The following is an 18,848-nucleotide window of genomic DNA, read 5'->3' as shown; positions in this document are numbered from 1 at the left end:
CCATGACACCGTCACAGCAATATCTCTCATCCTTCGCTATTTTATTTTCCATTCTCTTATCACGGGTGACGCTGGCTGCTGACAACCCAATCCAGCCACAAGATAAGCTGCTGAGTGACTACGAGTACCCCTATCCGGTTAAGACTCTAGAGCTATCCAAATTAGGCCAGCCTGTGGCCATGGCCTATATGGATATTATTGCGAACAAGCTTGTACGCTCTAAGGGAACAGTACTGCTTCTGCACGGTAAAAATTTTTCCGGCGCCTACTGGAAAGATAGTATCGCCGCGCTCACAGAACAGGGCTACCGTGTTATTGCTCCAGACCAAGTTGGCTTCGGAAAGTCCAGTAAGCCATTGATGCAATACAACCTGCACGGTATGGCTACAGATACCAAATTTCTGCTCGACAAACTCAAAGTGGATCAGGTTTCTGTAGTTGGTCACTCCATGGGAGGCATGCTGGCTACACGCTTTTCTTTAATGTACCCGGAGATGGTGAGAAAGCTCGCCTTGGTAAACCCAATCGGCTTGGAGGACTGGAAGCGCGTCGTACCATACGAACCCCTGGAACAAGCCATCCTTAGGGAGCAGGCACAAACACCCGAAGGGATTAAGAGCTATATGTCCAGGGCCTATTTTGATGGGAAATGGAGAAAGTCCTACGATTCCCTGCTCGATATTCAGGCCGGCTGGTCACTGGGCCCTGATTCTAAGCATATAGCCAAGATTGATGCCCTCACTTCAGAAATGGTTTTCACACAGCCGGTTATCTATGAATTCGCAGATCTCACTGTGCCTACCTTACTGATTATCGGTACCCGGGATCGCACCGCGATTGGCCGCGCCCGCGCTGCCGAACCCATTAAAAAGACTCTGGGGCGTTATGACCTATTGGGTAAAAAAGCGGCTGCCATTATTCCAGATGCGAAGTTAACCGAACTTGATGGGGTCGGGCACATACCGCAGTTCGAGGCCTTCAATGATTATTTCGAACCCCTGAGCCAGTTCCTTAATGAGGAGTCTCAGCAGGATTCCGATTGAAAAATTCCTTTCAACCTAAATCATCCCCACATGACTGAAATAGCCTCAATGGAAAAATAAAAGCTTTCCAGACAGCAATAAAATTCTCTAGCTTGGGGATTTTCACTAAATCTATACCGTAAAGCAGCGAAGCTTCTGCTTACCTTTACACCAGAAAAAAAGAAAAATTTATAAAACAGCACCACTTAGAGGGAGAGATAACTTGGATCAGGAACAGAAGACATCCGTAAAAAAGCTATTTGAAAGCTACCTGACCAAGCTGAATAAGAAAAAAATTGCCCGAAGCTATTAGATATTTGCGAACATACCAGCAAAAAGAAGCATCGCTAGGAAAGTAATTATTCCCTGCAGAATCGCAATAATTATTGCTTTCAAAAATCCAGTACCCAATACCAACATATAGGCAATAGCCGCCAGTGGAATAGTCAAGAGAACCCCGGCGCTGTCACTCACACCGGGCAACATGCCGCCCACTATTCTCTGTACAATTAATGCCAACAATAAAGCAAAAAGACAGTGGAAAACTCCTGTATTTCTCGCCCCCATCATGGCAGCAGCCATTTTTAATGGCAGGACTAAGACTGCCACCATAATGATTACAAAAAGAATCAATTCCATTTATCACCCCTCCCTCATATTGTAATTATTTGCCCTAATCCCCAGGACCATCATGAAGTAATTTGTTTATCGACCACTAAATGCCAGACAAGAATGTCATCAAATGTTAAATATATTGGTCGACTGCATAATTAACATGCAATATAGCATCGAAGTATAGAAGAGATTACATCATACTACCTAAGTCACATTTGGTTGAATTAGACGCACAAAAAAAGCTGGCAGAAGAATCACTACCAGCTTTATTGCAAGAAAGAGTGATATACAGAATTGATTGATTTGACAGTTTACTTACGTACTAGACGCATACTCGAAGGCTTTAGAGCTCCATTTTCCATATAGCTCTCTGTACGGATGATCCCTTCACTCTCCAACCACTCAAAGCCCAAACTATGTTGGTGATTGGCTTCTAAATCCAAAAGATTGGTAGCATCTTTGAAAGAAAATACCAGCTGTCCTCTTCCACCACTTGAACTAAGCTGCAAACGGGGCTGATTTCCTTGAGGGCAATAGTGGGTTGCCAATAAATTGCCATTATCCATATGATAGATAGTGAGCGAATGAGATTTACCCTTATACAGCCAATTCTCTACCAAAACAGAGGCTCCGGCAGTCTGGGAAAATTTAATATAAAAATCCCCCCCAGTATCGCCTTCCTTTTCCAGTCTCCGCTAAGTGATTTTATTCGTTCGAAAGCTTCCTTACTCTTCAGGTTAGTCTCTTCTGCATTCACCATAAGTGGAAAACAACACAGGACGACTGAAAGAAATTTAATTATATCCTCTTTGGCTCTAATCATAATTGGTACTCCTTTTCCTATAGTGAGAGAGCTCAACCCAATGATACCCATTGGAACTTCCTCAATCACCGAAAAACCTATTAATGGATTTTGAGAAATTTCAGATAAAATCTTGATTATTTTATCTTATTTATGATTATTATATTTGCACTAAGCGCTTGGCAATATGCCTCATCGCCTCGGCTGACTTACTATCCATACCACGGTTCATTAGTATAATAAAGCCATCCTTACGGTCTGGGTCAAAATACATAACAGTAAAAACCCCCAGATCTGACCCCATATGCCCCACAAGCCCATCGCGATCTCTCCAAAAAAAGCGTTGCGAATCAGAAACCGATTTGGGCAACTGCAAACGAAACATTTCTTCATACATGGTATCAGACAAGAGTTTCGCCCCTGATTTATCCCGGTTATGAAGGACTGCCAGTAGGAAATCACTAAGGTCTGCAATACTTACGCGAACACCACCATCCGGATACTGTGGATTACCATTGTGAGGATATGGATGAAATTTTTTATATTCGAAAGGTGGCTTAATAAACCTTCCCACAAAATAATTTATTTTGCTTGATTCATCATCAGTACACAGGCCGACAAATGGTACACATTGCTCTACTTTATAAGGCACAGCTATAGAATTCAGATCCATCCCATTAAGTTTCCAGCTTGCACTTTCCATTTCCAAACGGTGAAAAAGGGTATCCTTGCTATAGTCAGCGAGGGTTTGGCCTATTGCAGACTCCACTAGAAGGCCCGCCAAACCTGCAGATAAATTGCTGTATTGCCGTCTTTTCCCCGGCATAGATTTCAGATAATGGTCTCCATTATTGTACAGACTACCTTCCTTAGTAAGGAGAGCACGGAGGTGTTGCTCAAGACTAATTTCTGGGTCTCGGTTTTCAGAATAAGTGGCATAGTCATAGTAATCCGCAATACCTGCAGTGTGACTTGCCAGATTTCTTAAAGTAATTTTTTCACCCCTTGTATGTGGATTATCCACCTTAAATGGTAAATAGGTATTGATATCCCGATTGAGCTCCAAATTTCCATTATCGACCAATTGCAATAACGTTACGCCCATAATTGGTTTGCTAATTGATGCGATATTAAAAGGGGTATTCTGGGTAACTGCCTCACCAGATTCCACATCCGCCATTCCGTAGACTTGCTGAAAAACAAGCTTACCGTCTTTTACTCTTGAGACGGCCATACCAGGAATAGCCGCCTCTTTCATAATTGTGGGCAGAAATTCTTCAATATTGGTAATCTCGGCGCTTCTCTCCTGCTGGCTTGGCAATATAGCCCAAAATCCGAAAACGCCAACAATCATTAAGCTGACAGCGTAAAGTACTCTCATTTAAATATTCCCCACAATTAATCAAAGACGGCCATAAAGCTAATACCGAGATTTGACGTTATCAGCTTTATCTATAGATGCGGGAATATGGAAAATGGTTAAATGCTAAGAAATTAGCAACTAGAGCGCCTCTTGGGACGCCCTATGGAAGAACAACTAAAATAAAGTAGGACCAGTAATTATTCAAAACCTAGTTTGGACCAGATTTCATCGACTCTCTGGACCACCTGTGGATCTTTCTCGATAGGATTACCCCACTCTCTGTTGGTTTCTCCCTGCCATTTATTAGTAGCATCAAAACCAATCTTCGAACCCAAGCCAGAAACTGGCGAGGCAAAATCCAGATAATCAATCGGGGTGTTTTCCACCATCACCGTATCACGCGCGGGGTCCATACGGGTTGTCATAGCCCAAATTACATCTTTCCAATCTCTTGCATTCACATCATCATCGGTAACGATAACAAACTTGGTATACATAAACTGGCGCAGGAAAGACCAGACTCCCATCATTACCCTTTTGGCATGACCGGGATACTGCTTTTTCATAGTTACTACAGCTAGCCGATAGGAGCAGCCTTCAGGTGGCAAGTAAAAATCGACAATTTCAGGAAATTGTTTCTGTAAAATAGGCACAAATACTTCATTGAGTGCCTCGCCAAGGATCGCGGGTTCATCCGGCGGACGGCCAGTGTAAGTACTGTGATAGATGGGGTTTTTCCGGTGGGTGATTTTCTCCACGGTAAACACCGGGAAACGGTCCACCTCATTGTAATAGCCCGTATGATCCCCATACGGGCCTTCATCGGCCATGTCATCGGGGTAGATAAAACCTTCCAACACATACTCAGCACTGGCGGGAACCTGCAGATCACTGAGCAATGCACCAGTTACTTCGGTTTTATCTCCACGCAATAGCCCGGCAAAGGCGTATTCCGACAGGCTATCAGGTACCGGGGTCACTGCTCCCAGTATTGTGGCCGGATCTGCGCCAAGTGCTACAGCTACAGGATAGGGCTCCCCGGGGTGCTTCCGGCACCAATCACGGTAATCCAACGCACCTCCCCGGTGGCTGAGCCAACGCATTATCAGTCGGTTTTTACCGATTAACTGCATGCGATAAATACCCAGGTTTTGGCGCTTCTTCTCTGGCCCACGAGTGATCACCAATGGCCAGGTTACCAATGGAGCCGCATCTCCCGGCCAGCAGGTCTGAATTGGCAATTTGGTGAGGTCTAATTGAGCTTTATCTACTACCACCTGCTGACAGGCTGCACCCTTGACCACCTTCGGCCCCATATTGAGCACTTGCTTGAAAACCGGCAGTTTTTCCCAGGCATCGCGCAAATTCTCAGGCGGTTGAGGTTCCTTGAGGAAGGCGAGTAATTCACCCACCTCACGTAGGTCATCAATGCTCTCACGCCCCATCCCAAGCGCTACTCGCTCAGTGGTGCCAAACAGATTGGCGAGCACCGGCGTATCAAAACCGATAGGATTTTCAAAAAGTAATGCAGGACCTCCCGAGCGCAGAACGCGATCAGAGATTTCTGTCATTTCCAGATTGGGGTCTACAGGGAATTTAATCCGTTTGAGCTGGCCACGCTTTTCCAACAATTGGATAAAATCACGCAGGTCTTTGTATTTCATGGGCTGCCGGTCAAGAAGAAAAATCCAGCGCGCAGTGTAAAACAGAAATTACAGAATGGGGAACAGCCCCCAGGATAGGGTGCCAATTGAGAAAAGGAAGAAACGACCCGCAAACAAAATGCTGCGGGTCGCAAAAAACTTAAGCTAGCCGTAGCTTAGAAGCGAGGGCGACGCGGACGATCTTCGCGAGGCTTAGCTTCGTTCACGCGGATGTTACGGCCAGACAGAGGCTGGTCGTTCATCTCTTCGATCGCTTTGCGCGCTTCGTCGTCGTTAGGCATTTCTACGAAACCGAAGCCCTTAGAGCGGCCAGTCTCACGGTCAGTAATAACAGTAGCCCGAGAGATTTCTCCGAATGCGCCGAAAGCTTCGTGCAAGTCGTCAGAGGTTACCGCGTAGGCCAGATTTCCAATATAGATATTCACAAAAGGTTCTCACTAGATGTGTGGGCTGTCGTGCAGTCACAAATGAATAACCAGCTCCACCAGATTATCCATTTGAGATTGGCCCTTTGCGGGGTTATCCCTGGGCCAATTCGGTCGGGCGCCAAACTATAAATTTCATACCCAGCGCCACGATGTGGAACTTTATATGCCTTATAGCTCGCCTTTTCAACATTAATTCGCGCAAATAATCACTTTGTGCAAACCAGAATATAAAAGGCGCCGATATGGGCGCCTTTTATATAAAAAAATTATTTCCGTTTCATGGACAGGAAGAATTCGTCATTTGTCTTGAAGTCTTTCAGCTTGTCCACCAGGAATTCAGTTGAGGCTACATCTTCCATATCATGTAGTAACTTGCGCAGGATCCATACCCGCTGCAGCTCGCCCTCAGGCATCAGCAGCTCTTCTCGACGTGTTCCCGAGCGTCGAACATTAATTGCCGGATAAACACGTTTTTCCGCGATCTTACGATCCAACTGCAACTCCATATTACCCGTGCCTTTAAACTCCTCGAAAATCACCTCGTCCATCTTCGAGCCAGTATCAATCAGTGCAGTAGCAATAATAGACAGACTTCCGCCTTCTTCAATATTCCGTGCGGCGCCGAAGAAACGCTTAGGTCTCTCGAGGGCGTGGGCATCCACACCACCAGTCAATACCTTACCGGAACTGGGTACCGTGGTGTTATAGGCACGCGCCAGACGGGTAATAGAATCCAACAGGATGACCACGTCTTTCTTGTGCTCTACCAAGCGCTTGGCCTTTTCGATAACCATCTCGGCAACCTGTACGTGACGTGCCGGAGGCTCATCAAATGTAGAGGCAACCACTTCTCCGCGCACCGAGCGCTGCATTTCGGTAACTTCTTCCGGGCGCTCATCGATCAGCAGGACAATAAGGTGGCACTCCGGATTGTTGCGCGTGATAGCCTGAGCCATATTCTGCAACATAATCGTTTTACCGGCTTTTGGCGGCGCCACGATCAAACCCCTCTGGCCCTTACCTATCGGCGCAACCAGATCAATAATGCGGCCAATCAGGTCTTCGGAAGAGCCATTTCCACATTCCAGGGTTAAGCGATCGTTGGGGAAAAGCGGGGTGAGGTTTTCAAAAAGAATCTTATTGCGGGCATTTTCCGGTTTATCGAAATTAATTTCGTTAACCTTTAATAGAGCGAAATATCTCTCACCCTCTTTTGGTGGGCGAATTTTTCCGGAAATTGAGTCACCCGTGCGCAAATTAAATCGACGAATTTGGCTGGGGGAAACATAGATATCATCCGGACCCGCGAGATAGGAGGAATCAGCGGAACGCAAAAATCCAAAACCATCCTGAAGGATTTCCAATACGCCATCACCGTAAATATCTTCACCGCTTTTGGCGTGGCGTTTGAGAATATTAAAAATAATATCCTGTTTACGCGACCGGGCCAGGTTTTCCAGGCCCATGCCTTTGGCTATTTCAATCAACTCTTCAATGGGTTTGGTTTTTAATTCGGAGAGATTCATACCAATTGCTTATTAAGGTTTCTGTTGTCATTGGCGCGGACACGCCGGAAATAATTTGAGGAGGGGTTTGAAAATCAGAGATTTGCTCGTTTATTTGCCCGGTACTCCAGGACTCCATGCCTTTCAAAAGCGTAATACTCATTGGCTTTAGCTTTCCAACACTAAACGTTATAGGGAAAGCCGTCTCAATTAAGCTCAATTCGAGGAATAAATACGCCGGGAATAGTCAGGGACCTATGGGGGGGCGTTTTCTTCAGCTGGTCGTCACTGGATTCACAGCTGACTGAACTATTACAGAATTACAGCCAGTATAACGGGTGTTTCCCATCCTGCAAAGAAATTTGCCTTCTTTGCAGGATGAATTAACCGGGATTAAAGCTGGCTATCGATAAACTCGGTCAACTGGGCGCGAGACAGGGCGCCAACCTTAGTGCCTTCCACATTGCCACCTTTAAACAGCAGCAGGGTAGGAATACCGCGTACATTGTACTTTGCCGGGGTTTCTTTGTTGGCATCCACGTCAACTTTGACGATTTTCAATTTTTCTCCATAGTGACCAGAGAGGTCTTCCAGGACCGGAGCGATCATTTTGCACGGACCGCACCATTGCGCCCAGAAGTCCACCAGCACCGGACCTTCAGCCTTGAGAACCTCGGCTTCAAACTCAGCGTCGGTTACGTTGATGATTGCGTGCTCGCTCATAATGCTTTCCTGTTCTTTAGTTACTCGATGCGGGGACACCGCAGGCGCATCATCTCACGATGCCGGCTGTGGTAATACAGCTGTACTGCGCCGATCAGCCCAGATTTTGGGGCATTAATTCCGTTTTCAAGCCCTGCTCATATATCAGGCCTGCTCCAAAAACCGCTGAAGAATCTCATCAAGATAGTCAAAGCCAAAGGCACTGGCAGCAATACGGCGCTCCAGCGGCTGTACCAGATCCATAGCCATCAGCCCAGGCCAATGTCGCTGCAGGGCCTCCAATGATAGGCCGGTATAGCGCTCAAAAGTATCTACCGGTACACCCTCGACCAGGCGCAGGGCGTTCATCAAGAACTCAAGGGGCAAATCGCTAAACTCTATTGAATCAATATGGGGCTCAGCCAGTGCGCGCTGCAACAACTCCCCCCCCTGGGGTGCAATCGATAGGTAGTCTCTTGGAGTTCGCGTACGGCGACTGCGCAATACCTTCCCCTCTGCAGGCAAGCTGACTTTGCCGTGGGCTCCGGCACCAATGCCCAGGTAATCGCCAAAGCCCCAATAGTTGAGGTTGTGGCGCGACTCCAGTCCCCTGCCACTGTAGGCGGACACCTCGTAGCGAAAGTATCCCTCCGAGGCAAGGAACTCGCGCCCGTGGCTCTGCATACTGGCGATCAGCTGTGACCCCGGTGTCGAGGGGGGAGCGCTGTAGAACGCTGTATTGGGTTCAATGGTTAATTGGTACCAGGAGATATGTTCAGGCGCCAGGGAGACAGCGCGCTGCAGGTCTTCCAGAGCCTCAGCCTCTGTCTGTCCAGGCAGACCATGCATCAGATCGAGATTGATATTATCGAAGCCGGCCTTCCGCGCCATCCCTAGGGCCTCACTGGCCTCTTCGCCGCTGTGGATGCGGCCCAGATTGTGCAACTGGCTACTGCTAAAACTCTGCACGCCAATCGAGAGTCTATTAACCCCTGCGGCCCGATAGCCGGTGAATTTAGCCTGCTCGAAAGTACCCGGATTGGCTTCCAAAGTTATTTCAATATTCTCACTGAAGCCAACCAGCTCCTCAGCCATTATCAGGATCTGGCCGATTGCTTCGGGAGAAAACAGGCTCGGGGTACCACCACCAAAGAAAATCGAGCGCAGCTTGCGTCCCTGCACCCAAGGCAGCTGGCTGATCAAATCACGGCGCAATTGCGCCACATAGTCCGCCTGTGGGAGAGCATACTCCGTATCCGTATGATCTCTGCTCGCCTGGTGGGAGTTGAAATCACAGTAGGGACATTTACGCACACACCAGGGGATATGTACGTAAAGGCTAAGCGGCGGTAACTGCAAACTATGGTTTCTATCCTGCAAGATCGGTACCCAGCATAGTTTCCTGCCACATCGTTTCAAATGCCACCACTGCCTGGGCGCGGTGGCTAATGCGGTTTTTCAGCTCTCTCGGCATCTGCGCAGAGGTCATTCCTTCCGCATCCACAAAGAACAGGGGGTCGTAGCCAAAGCCCTGCTCACCGGCAGGCTCATTGAGTATACGGCCGCGCCACTGGGCACTACATACTAGGGGGACCGGGTCATCAAAACTGCGTACAAAGGCTAGTGCACAGTGGAAACTGGCACCACGACGCACCTCTTCGATCCCTTGCAAGGCCTCAAGCAGCTTGCTGTTATTGCCTGCATCCGTAGCACCCTCGCCGGAATATCGCGCCGAATAGATTCCCGGCGCACCACCGAGCACATCCACTGCCAACCCAGAGTCATCGGCCAGCGCCGGGAGGCCGCTAATGCGGCTGGCGTGGCGTGCTTTGATCAGGGCATTTTCAATAAAGCTGAGCCCGGTTTCCTCTGCATCACTCACACCGAATTCAGACTGTGGCAGAACCTCGATGTCCCAGCTGTTGAAGAGTTGGGAAAATTCTCGCAATTTGCCGGCGTTACCGCTGGCCAAAACAATTCTTTTTAACATGCCATATCAAATAAAAAACGGGCTCTGGGCCCGTAAAGGATTCAGTTTAATTGAGAAGTCTTTCTTGATCACACAGCTTGCAGCCGTATAAACAGAGAGAATCGCTCACTCAGATCATTCACCATTGCCGCTAGAGCTTGCGACGGAAGGAAATTGTCTGTTTCTTGCCATTGGGCAGAGTCACATCCACATTGAAGGTGAGAGTTTCCTCTTTTTCAAAGCGCAAGGGTGCCAAATAGTAAACCGCGTCGCCTTCCCGAATTTCTTTAAACTTCAGCGGTCGCGACTGCTGAATCAGGTTTGTCGCATTGCCGGACATCTCCGCACTGAGGCCCTTGGTACCACCATCTTTTTTCACCACAGAGACATTCACGTAGGCGCGGTCTTTAGCCCTCACCAGTTGGTACTGTTGGGCGATGTCCGGCTGGATAAAGTCACTGTTGAACACCGAGAAAATCACCCGGTAATCTCCGAAGTCCTCGTAATTCTTAATAACACGGGCCTGTTGTGCCATGGCACTAGTAGTCAGGAAGAGCAGCGTAAGAGCGGCAGCGACATTAAAGATGCGGTTCACGGGTCACCTCCAATTGTTATGAGCGCCCTTTCAACTGAATAACCGGGCAGACCCGGCGGTTTGGCCAGAGCGATAATCACCCATATCAGCAGTTTGCCCCAGAGACCCGGAACAAAAACTTGGCGCAGATATTAGTTTAGCGAGTCAGGTGGTATATCGCGGTCTCACCGAATAAATTTGGCAAAAAGTCTTTAAAGACCACCCCTAATTTCGACTCAGATACTACCTGGCGGTGCAAAATAGTCCAATCGTTCTGCCCGCACAGCACCTCGAAGTCTCGAAAAGTACAAAAATGAATATTGGGTGTGTCATACCATTCAAATGGTAATAAATCGGAAACCGGCATACGCCCAGAAAAAGCCAGGTGCCAGCGGGCCTTCCACTGGCCGAAGTTGGGGAAGGTGATAATACAGTCGCGCCCAACTCGTAACATTTCACCCACCACTAGATGCGGGTGCCTCAACGTTTGCAGGGCCTGGGTCATTACCACGGTATCGAAACTGGCATCGGCGAAATTGGTAAGCCCCGCATCGAGGTTTTGCTCGACGACATTGACCCCACGCTGCACACAACGGTGTATCTGCTGCGCATCTATTTCCAGTCCGTAACCGACAACGTCTTTGTTCTTCTGCAACTGTTCCAGCAGTTCACCATCACCACAACCCAGATCGAGTACTCGGCTTGCGGGTGCTATCCATTCCTGGATTACATTGAGATCTATACGCATGCGGGCTGCCCTGCTTTGTGCTCCAGCGCTACACGCTGCATGTAGGCACGAAAGACGCCCTCGTAGCGCTTATTTGGCAACAGGAAAGCATCGTGTCCCATGGCGGACTCTATTTCTGCATAACTCACCGCCCGATTGGCGTGCATCAACGCATCGGCGATTTCCCGCGAGCGGCTGGGGGCGAAGCGCCAGTCCGAAGTGAAGGAGATCAACAGGAAGCGGCAACGCGCATGGGCAAAAGCCGCTACTGGGTCGTCGTTGTACTCCCGTGCGAGATCAAAAATATCCAGCGCTCGTGTCATAAGGATGTAGGTATTTGGATCGAAACTGCTGGAAAAGCTATCACCCTGGTAGCGCAAATAACTCTGAATCTGGAACTCCACCTCTTCGTCAACGCCCTGCTGGAAGCTGCCGGAACGCAGTTCACGACCAAATTTATGCGCCAAACCATCATCGGAAAGATAGGTAATGTGGCCAATCATGCGCGCGACAGCCAAACCTCCTCGAGGCAGTTTCCCCTCCTCCAGATAGCGCCCTGCACAGAAATCCGGATCCGAGGTTATCGCCTGACGTGCGGTCTCATTGAAAGCAATATTCTGCGCCGAGAGTTTCAACGCCGAAGCAATCACCACGCAATGGCGCAAGCGTTCCGGGTACTCCAGAGACCAACGCATGGCCTGCATTCCCCCCAGGCTGCCACCAATCACTGCGGCCCACTGCTCTATGCCAAGAATATCTGCCAAGCGCGCCTGGCTGTGTACCCAATCGCGCACTCGCAAGGAGGGAAAATCCGGGCCCCAGGGTTTACCCGTGGCGGGATTGATAGAGACGGGTCCGGTAGAACCATGGCAGCCGCCCAAGTTATTGACCGCCACCACAAAAAACCTATTGGTGTCGATGGGCTTACCGGGACCGATATAGTGGTCCCACCATCCTGGGCGCTTGTCCTCGGGACTGTGCCTGCCCGCAGCATGGTGGTGACCGGATAGCGCATGGCAAATCAACACCGCGTTACTTTTATCGGCATTCATTTCGCCATAGGTTTCATAGACTAGGGTGTAGTCCTGTAAAACACGCCCGCAAGCCAACTGCAGAGGTTCACAAAACTTGTGGCTCTTTGCTGTTACAAGACCTACAGAGCCGTGATCTGCTGTGCTGGGTGCCTCGCGGGAGGGGCTGGGGTTTTCCGTGGACAAAGTAATTGTATCTGTCGGGTTATTTGGCGGTTGGTTATTGTCACTGCAGCAAGTGTACGGGAGTGCTGCAACTTATGACAATTAGCAACCGCCGGCGAGAGTGTTAAGTCGTCAGAGCTGGTTTCAGTGGGGTGACATTGTGCGCGCGCGGCGCTGGCGCCAAAGGCTGTGGTGCCGAAGTACTGTAGCGCAGCAAGTCCTCCAGTGCCGACAGGGCCCGATCATTGCGCAGTACCTCATCCTCTAGGGTACGCAAATCGGTGTGCCGACTTCGGGTTTTCTGCTTCAGCTCGGTCAATTTGATCAAGTGCCGATTCAAAAGATGTTTTTGGTATTGTGTATGTTGTTTGAGTGGTTCCAGCGCCTGCTCAAGCCAGTTTTCTGCCGCGGCACCCATTTCGCTGTACAGGCGTCCTACCTCACTGGCCAGAGTCGTAACAAAACGCTCGCTCAAACGGTTGCGCCGCGCCAGTAAAAGCTGTGGGGAGCGTCGCAGCTGGGCCGCCTGGCGGTGTAAGCCGCGCAGGGTGATACGGAATTGGCGAATGGTGAAGTACTGTTCGGCACTGTCCACCTTCTTCAGGCTGGAACGCTCAAAAATCGCATCCAACAGTCGATTCGCCTGATCCACTTCCCGCTCTAAGGTGGCTAGCTGGCAATCGACTCCCTCCATAAAAGTATCGATGGCCTTGGCAAGTCCCATGGGTGTCCAACGCTTATGCAGCGCCTTACTGGTTTCATCAACCAACCGTTGCAGCTGCTGAATGGTAATAGGCGCGAGTAGGGCCGTACTCTGCCGCATTAGCATGCGCTGGCTAGACTTCAGGGTGAGTAACTCCTGATGGCAGAGCTTATGTTGCTCACGCACAGTCTGCTGCAACTGGCCCAACTCGGTCAGTTGCTCCTCAGTGCTGGCACTATTGCGCTGCAAATGCATCAGCGCCGCACGGCCGCTGTTGAGCCTGCGCTTGAGCAGATCGCGGGTATCCGCCATCAACGTCAGGGCCTGGTGCAGAGAGCGGTGTTCCGCTACTTTTTGGCGGTGCTCCAGCAAACGTTGAACCAACAGCTTTTCAAAATCAGTAAAACAGCTGTTGCGCAAAAGTTCGACATCCTGCTGTTGACGCGCCAACAGGGCCATTTTTGCCGAGACCCCGGTGACACTCTCCTGTGGCAGGGACAGTAATTTTGCAACCTGAGAACGCATGCGCCGTAGCAGTTGCTGCGCATCTTCATCTGGATCATCCCAAAGCACATCCACTTTATTCAGCAGCGCCATAACCGGAGTGCCGCGATGTTCACGCAAAGGAGCCAGGTGGGTCTCCCACATATTCATATCAGTGCCACTGACACCGGCATCGGCGGCCAGCAAGAATGCCACGGCCTGGGCGCCAGGCAGTGTGCTCAGAGTCAGCTCCGGCTCATTGCCCAGAGCATTGAGTCCCGGTGTGTCAATAATCCGCAGGCCTTGATCTAACAGTGGATGCGGCAGGCAGATCAGCGCATATCGCCAGGCGGGAATTTCCACCAAATTGCCTTTGTCATCCAGATGGCGGCGATCGAAGCCATAACGCGCAGCCTCCTCCGGCAACACCGATTTGGTGGCGGCCACTTTTAGCAGAGCTTCGCGGGTCGCATCGGGATTATTGGCGTCGAACTCGTGCGTGACCCACTTCTGTGGAATTCGCCGGAAGCTCTCAAGGCTGGTATTGGTCGCCAGGGTCTCAATGGGCAACAGGCGCAGGCTGGCGCGCTCTCCGCCATCGCTAAAGATCTCCGTTGGGCACATGGTGGTGCGGCCGGGTTTGGAGGGTAGCAGCCGCTGACCGTAGGTCTGTGCCAAGAGGGCATTGATCAGCTCGGTTTTGCCACGGGAAAATTCTCCCACAAACACCAAGGTGAACTGATCATCGCTGAGAAGCGCACGGGCCTGTTGTACAACTTGGCAGGCGCCGGCAGAGTTGGGGAAATGCTGCTGTAACCACTGACTGAACTGGGCGAATTGTCGATCCAGATTCTTTTTCCAGCGATCGTATTCAGAGATATGTTGGCGTAGGAGTGCGTCTTCCATTTCACAGTATTCTTGTAATTTATACTCTGCGGGCTACCGACCCAAAACACTCAAAGCTGAGTTGGTCCAGTAGCCGTTAGTATAAAAGTCTAACACTGCGCCAAATGCGATCCAGTGCGCGCGGTGGAAGAAAAGCGCACAGTAGTCAATTTAAAAACCGGGGATATGCCAGAAAAGGCTATAAACAAAGCGCGGCATATTGGCCATACTGGCAAAGCCTAATAGCAACTTATCCGCCACAGTAAGTAAAATAAACACGAAGATAGGGCTGATATCGATCACCCCCAAAGGCGGAATCAAGCGGCGTACCGGTGCGCAGAAGGGCTCTAGCAACTGGCGCAGTAGCATCAGTGCTGGGTGGCTGCTCTGCGGAGCGATCCAGCTGAACACAATGGAAATCAGCATTCCCACAAACACGACCGCGATCACGGTAGCGACACAGCCGATCAGAGACCACAGCAGTGCACTCAGGGGATTGAAAAGACCAAATCCGGCAAACGCACCGCAAACCAGTATCATCACTAGACCCACCAGCAAGGCCAGCACTACCGAGGCCATATCCACGCCGAAGAGACCCGGCACCACCTTGCGTAGTGGCAGTAGTAGCGGATTGGTAACTTTAACGATGCCCTGAGAAATCGGGTTATAGAAGTCTGCCCGGGCCAATTGCAGCAAAAAACGCATCAATACCGCAAATAGATAGAGGATACCCAGGGTAGCCACCAGGAAAACACCGATGTTGCTGAAGGTACTTGTCATTGAAAATCCCTAAAGAGTGATCAACTCGCGGCGCAGCCTGCACCATTTATTGTGTTGATAAGTTTATTGGTCCAGTTCGCGAGCCATCTCTGCAGCGCGCTCGGCACAATCGCGCATGGCATCGGCCACCAACTGCGGCAGGCCGCCCTGCTCAAAGCGCTGCACAGCGCGCTCGGTGGTACCACCCGGCGACATCACATTGCGCTTCAACTGGGCTACATTTACATCACTGGTCATGGCCAGTTTGGCGGCGCCCAGGGCAGTTTGCAACACGAGGCGCTCGGCATCGGCGCGGGCAAAGCCACTGGCTGCGGAGGCGTCGATCATCGCCTCCATAAACTGAAAGAAGTACGCCGGCGCCGACCCTGCCACAGCGATCACTTGGTCGATACCCTCTTCTTTATCCACCCATAGGGAGATACCTACTGCGTTGACTATGCGCGCAGTAATGGCGCGGTGCTCCGCAGTTACCGCCTCATCTGCAAACAACCCGGTCACCCCACTCTGCACTAGAGCCGGCGTATTGGGCATAGCGCGTACAATCGGCAGATGCTCGCCCAGCCAACGCTGGTAGGCAGCCAAGGGAATACCTGCGGCCAAAGTAATAATCAGCGGCTTGCGCCCTTTCAGGTGGGGGCTCAAATCCATGCACAGATCGCGCATTACCTGGGGCTTTACTGACAAAACGATGACATCTGCGCCATCAATCGCATCGATATTATCACTGTGCACCACGGTATTGTGGCGCTTGGCAAACGCCTCAAGTTTGAGGGGATCACGCCCGGTAGCCACAATTCTATCGGCCGGGTATCCCGCCGCCAGCAGGCCACCGATTACCGCACCGGCCATATTTCCGGCACCGCCGATAAAAACAATTTTGGGATTTGTTGCAGTCACTTGGGTTACCTCGGCGAGCATTCGCCTCATTCTCTGTGAGTTTTACTGGCTGTTATACCCCGCAGGGATTCCGATAATATGTGGTCGCTCAATTCCAATAACAAGAGAAGCGCGCCCCAGCGCGCTAGCCAAGGAGAACACTATGTTGAAATGGCGCTATTTGGTGACCGCCGCAATGCTCAGCGCGGCTGCTGTTGCCCATGGAGTGGAGACCCGCACCGAGAACAATGGCCAGCTGCAGTTACACGACATTCCCCCAATTCCAGCGAGCCTGGTTGAAGAGCTCGACCGCTACCAGAATGTGCGCTCAGCCAGTTTTCGCGGCTGGGATATGCAAGGCAGCGGTATGTATATCAGTACCCGCTTTGGCGAAGTAAACCAGCTGCACAAGGTAGAGCGCGCTGGAGGAGCCCGCCGCCAGCTGACTTTTTTTGACGAACCCATTGGGGAAGTACTTACCCGCCCCCAGCACCGACAGCTGGCCTACACCATGGACGCCGGCGGCAACGAATATGCGCAGATTTTCCTATTTGACAGTGCCAACGGTAAGAGCAAGATGCTCAGCGATGGCGAATCTCGCAATGGTGCCATTCTTTGGAATAAGCAGGGCTCGGCCCTGGCTTACCAAAGCACCCGCCGCGATGGTAGGGCCAACGATATCTGGCTGACTATGATTGGCGACAAGAAAAATGAAGATCGCCTGATACTAAAATCGGAGGATGGTAGCTGGTGGGGACCCAGTGACTTCTCTCAATCCGGCAGCCAGCTACTGGTTCTGCAATATATTTCTTCCACCCGCTCTAAAGTTCACCTTTTGGACCTGGACAGCGGCGAAATAACATTGCTCTCCGGTGATGATGAAAAAGACTCTCGCAACTTTCCCGCCGGCTTTAGCTACGACGACCGCTCCATATACCTGGTTAGCGATAAAAATGGCGAGTTCACCCAACTGATCCGCAAAGATCTAGCCAGCGGCGATGAGAAAATTATTAGCGCCGGTATTCCCTGGGATATCAGCAGCTTTGTCCTTAGTGAGGACGGCCGCCGCGGTGCTTTCGTGTCCAACGAGAACGGCATGTCGGCACTGTACTTGTACGATCCGCGCAATGATCGCTACCGCAAAGTCGACACACTACCTATTGGTGTGATCGGCGGTATCGAGTTCAACCCCAGCGGAGACAAGTTAGCGTTATCACTGAACACCCCCAAAACCCCCACTGATACCTTTGTTTTGGATCTGGGCCGGCGCCCCCTATCCAGTGGCGATCTGAACCGCTGGACATTTAGTGAGGTGGGCGGCCTGGATACCGAGCAATTTATCGAGCCCAAGCTGGTGCACTACCCCACTTTCGATAAGGTAAATGGCGAGCCACGCAAGATTCCCGCCTTCGTCTACAAACCACGCGATATAAAGGCGCCTGTGCCGGTCATTATTTCCATTCACGGTGGCCCCGAAGCTCAGTACCGCCCACTGTTTTCCAGCAAGTACCAACTGTGGTTGGAGAAATTGGGGGCTGCAGTGATCGCTCCTAATGTGCGCGGCTCCGCCGGCTACGGAAAAAGTTACCTGGCCATGGACAACGGCTACAAACGTGAAGATTCGGTGAAAGACATTGGCGCGCTATTTGACTGGATCGCCACCCAGCCGGACCTGGATGCCAAGCGGGTTGCCGTCTTCGGTGGTAGCTACGGCGGCTATATGGTACTGGCCAGCAGCGTCCACTATTCGGATCGCCTAAAAGCAGCCGTGGATATTGTCGGCATCTCCAATTTCGTCACCTTCCTCACCAATACCAAGAGTTATCGCCGGGACCTGCGCCGTGTGGAATACGGTGACGAACGCGATCCGCAAATGCGCGAATTCCTGGAAGGTATCAGCCCCAACAACCATGTGGAAAAAATCCAGGTACCCATGTTTGTGGTGCAGGGACAAAACGACCCCCGCGTCCCCGTCACAGAAGCGGAACAGATCGTGACGGCACTGCGAGCAAGCGGTAATCAGGTTTGGTACATGAATGCGTTAAATGAGGGGCACGGCTACCGTAAAAAGGAAAACAATGATGTCTTCACCCAGGCTACCGCGCTGTTTTTTGCCGAACACTTGCTCGACGAAACACAGAAGGAAAAACTGACTTTAGTTGAATAGTGACAAAGGCTCTTCTAAATCGTAATGCTTAATAAACGGCCCTGTGGGCCGTTTATTTTTTAAGGCCTTAAACTCAATGTTTCCACAACAGCGATCAGGTTGAGCGCTATGGCAAGTATCCACAACCAGTGCCGGCTCTCAGGCCACAGGGCCTGGGAGACGGTGCGGTCTAAGAAATTAGTGATCAGTGTGACCTTAGGTAGCGCAAAGGAAAGCAGGCAAAGAAAAGCCAGCCATTCCAAGGCCATCCAGGTCACCAGCAGGGTGTGCGCCATAGACAGGGAAATCACTGCGCATAGCGTCAACCCCAGCAATATCACTTCGAGAGTCCCTGAGCGTTTCATTTGTCTCTTACACTTTCCCCACAAACTCAGCCCTAGAACTTCG

Annotated in this window: 18 protein-coding genes; 2 read left to right on the top strand and 16 right to left on the bottom strand. The window is 50.7% G+C overall.

What is annotated here, in order from left to right; translation table 11 throughout:
* Nucleotides 1-2 precede the first annotated feature (2 nt).
* Entirely contained in the window at nucleotides 3-1,043 is a 1,041-nt protein-coding gene (locus tag ACJJIJ_RS19280) for an alpha/beta fold hydrolase (protein ID WP_444891573.1), read from the top strand.
* Nucleotides 1,044-1,331: 288 nt separating this feature from the next.
* On the opposite strand, the gene ACJJIJ_RS19275 is transcribed toward ACJJIJ_RS19280, so the two are convergent.
* The 15 genes from ACJJIJ_RS19275 to proC form a co-directional block, all read right to left on the bottom strand.
* A complete protein-coding gene (locus ACJJIJ_RS19275) occupies nucleotides 1,332-1,661 on the bottom strand; it encodes a hypothetical protein (protein WP_252084173.1) in 330 nt (109 codons plus the stop codon).
* Between the two features lie 287 nt (nucleotides 1,662-1,948).
* Nucleotides 1,949-2,257, bottom strand: a complete 309-nt coding sequence (locus ACJJIJ_RS19270) for a hypothetical protein (RefSeq protein ID WP_444938189.1) — start codon at nucleotides 2,255-2,257, stop codon at nucleotides 1,949-1,951.
* Between the two features lie 342 nt (nucleotides 2,258-2,599).
* The gene (locus ACJJIJ_RS19265) at nucleotides 2,600-3,820 is read right to left on the bottom strand and encodes a serine hydrolase domain-containing protein (RefSeq protein ID WP_444938188.1); all 1,221 of its coding nucleotides are present in this window, start codon (nucleotides 3,818-3,820) and stop codon (nucleotides 2,600-2,602) included.
* A gap of 179 nt (nucleotides 3,821-3,999) precedes the next feature.
* Complete coding sequence (ubiD, locus tag ACJJIJ_RS19260; protein WP_252084170.1) at nucleotides 4,000-5,466, bottom strand: 4-hydroxy-3-polyprenylbenzoate decarboxylase; 1,467 nt, start codon at nucleotides 5,464-5,466, stop codon at nucleotides 4,000-4,002.
* A 155-nt stretch (nucleotides 5,467-5,621) separates the two neighbouring features.
* On the bottom strand, nucleotides 5,622-5,891 hold the full coding sequence (gene rbp / locus ACJJIJ_RS19255) for an RNA-binding regulator (RefSeq protein ID WP_020413665.1): 270 nt from the start codon (nucleotides 5,889-5,891) through the stop codon (nucleotides 5,622-5,624).
* Between the two features lie 269 nt (nucleotides 5,892-6,160).
* Entirely contained in the window at nucleotides 6,161-7,420 is a 1,260-nt protein-coding gene (gene rho / locus ACJJIJ_RS19250) for a transcription termination factor Rho (RefSeq protein WP_108731406.1), read from the bottom strand.
* A 372-nt stretch (nucleotides 7,421-7,792) separates the two neighbouring features.
* Nucleotides 7,793-8,122 (bottom strand): thioredoxin TrxA, encoded by a 330-nt coding sequence (gene trxA, locus ACJJIJ_RS19245; RefSeq protein ID WP_252084169.1) that lies wholly within the window; start codon nucleotides 8,120-8,122, stop codon nucleotides 7,793-7,795.
* Between the two features lie 144 nt (nucleotides 8,123-8,266).
* Complete coding sequence (gene hemW / locus ACJJIJ_RS19240; RefSeq protein ID WP_444938187.1) at nucleotides 8,267-9,481, bottom strand: radical SAM family heme chaperone HemW; 1,215 nt, start codon at nucleotides 9,479-9,481, stop codon at nucleotides 8,267-8,269.
* Entirely contained in the window at nucleotides 9,471-10,091 is a 621-nt protein-coding gene (rdgB, locus tag ACJJIJ_RS19235) for an RdgB/HAM1 family non-canonical purine NTP pyrophosphatase (protein WP_444938186.1), read from the bottom strand. Before rdgB ends, hemW begins: the two co-directional genes overlap by 11 nt.
* 130 nt (nucleotides 10,092-10,221) lie before the next feature.
* Nucleotides 10,222-10,665, bottom strand: a complete 444-nt coding sequence (locus ACJJIJ_RS19230) for a DUF4426 domain-containing protein (protein ID WP_444938185.1) — start codon at nucleotides 10,663-10,665, stop codon at nucleotides 10,222-10,224.
* 136 nt (nucleotides 10,666-10,801) lie between these two features.
* Nucleotides 10,802-11,392 (bottom strand): methionine biosynthesis protein MetW, encoded by a 591-nt coding sequence (gene metW / locus ACJJIJ_RS19225; RefSeq protein ID WP_252084166.1) that lies wholly within the window; start codon nucleotides 11,390-11,392, stop codon nucleotides 10,802-10,804.
* Nucleotides 11,383-12,588 (bottom strand): homoserine O-succinyltransferase MetX, encoded by a 1,206-nt coding sequence (metX, locus tag ACJJIJ_RS19220; protein ID WP_444938184.1) that lies wholly within the window; start codon nucleotides 12,586-12,588, stop codon nucleotides 11,383-11,385. The genes metW and metX overlap by 10 nt, the downstream gene beginning before the upstream one ends.
* Before the next feature lie 103 nt (nucleotides 12,589-12,691).
* Nucleotides 12,692-14,659, bottom strand: coding sequence for a dynamin family protein (locus ACJJIJ_RS19215; RefSeq protein ID WP_252084164.1), 1,968 nt, complete (start codon nucleotides 14,657-14,659; stop codon nucleotides 12,692-12,694).
* Nucleotides 14,660-14,809: 150 nt separating this feature from the next.
* Complete coding sequence (locus tag ACJJIJ_RS19210; RefSeq protein WP_252084163.1) at nucleotides 14,810-15,418, bottom strand: YggT family protein; 609 nt, start codon at nucleotides 15,416-15,418, stop codon at nucleotides 14,810-14,812.
* A 63-nt stretch (nucleotides 15,419-15,481) separates the two neighbouring features.
* Nucleotides 15,482-16,315 carry a pyrroline-5-carboxylate reductase gene (gene proC / locus ACJJIJ_RS19205; protein ID WP_444938183.1) on the bottom strand — a complete coding sequence of 278 codons (834 nt, stop codon included), beginning with the start codon at nucleotides 16,313-16,315 and terminating at the stop codon, nucleotides 15,482-15,484.
* A 142-nt stretch (nucleotides 16,316-16,457) separates the two neighbouring features.
* On the opposite strand from proC, the gene ACJJIJ_RS19200 reads away from it, so the two are divergent.
* Entirely contained in the window at nucleotides 16,458-18,461 is a 2,004-nt protein-coding gene (locus tag ACJJIJ_RS19200; protein WP_444938182.1) for a S9 family peptidase, read from the top strand.
* A 59-nt stretch (nucleotides 18,462-18,520) separates the two neighbouring features.
* On the opposite strand, the gene ACJJIJ_RS19195 is transcribed toward ACJJIJ_RS19200, so the two are convergent.
* Nucleotides 18,521-18,805: a hypothetical protein gene (locus ACJJIJ_RS19195; protein ID WP_252084160.1), complete on the bottom strand. Its 285-nt coding sequence runs from the start codon at nucleotides 18,803-18,805 to the stop codon at nucleotides 18,521-18,523.
* Nucleotides 18,806-18,848: the final 43 nt, after the last annotated feature.

Source organism: Microbulbifer mixtoriginis (SeqCode) (assembly GCF_052467945.1).
This window is presented reverse-complemented; position numbering and strand designations above follow the sequence as displayed.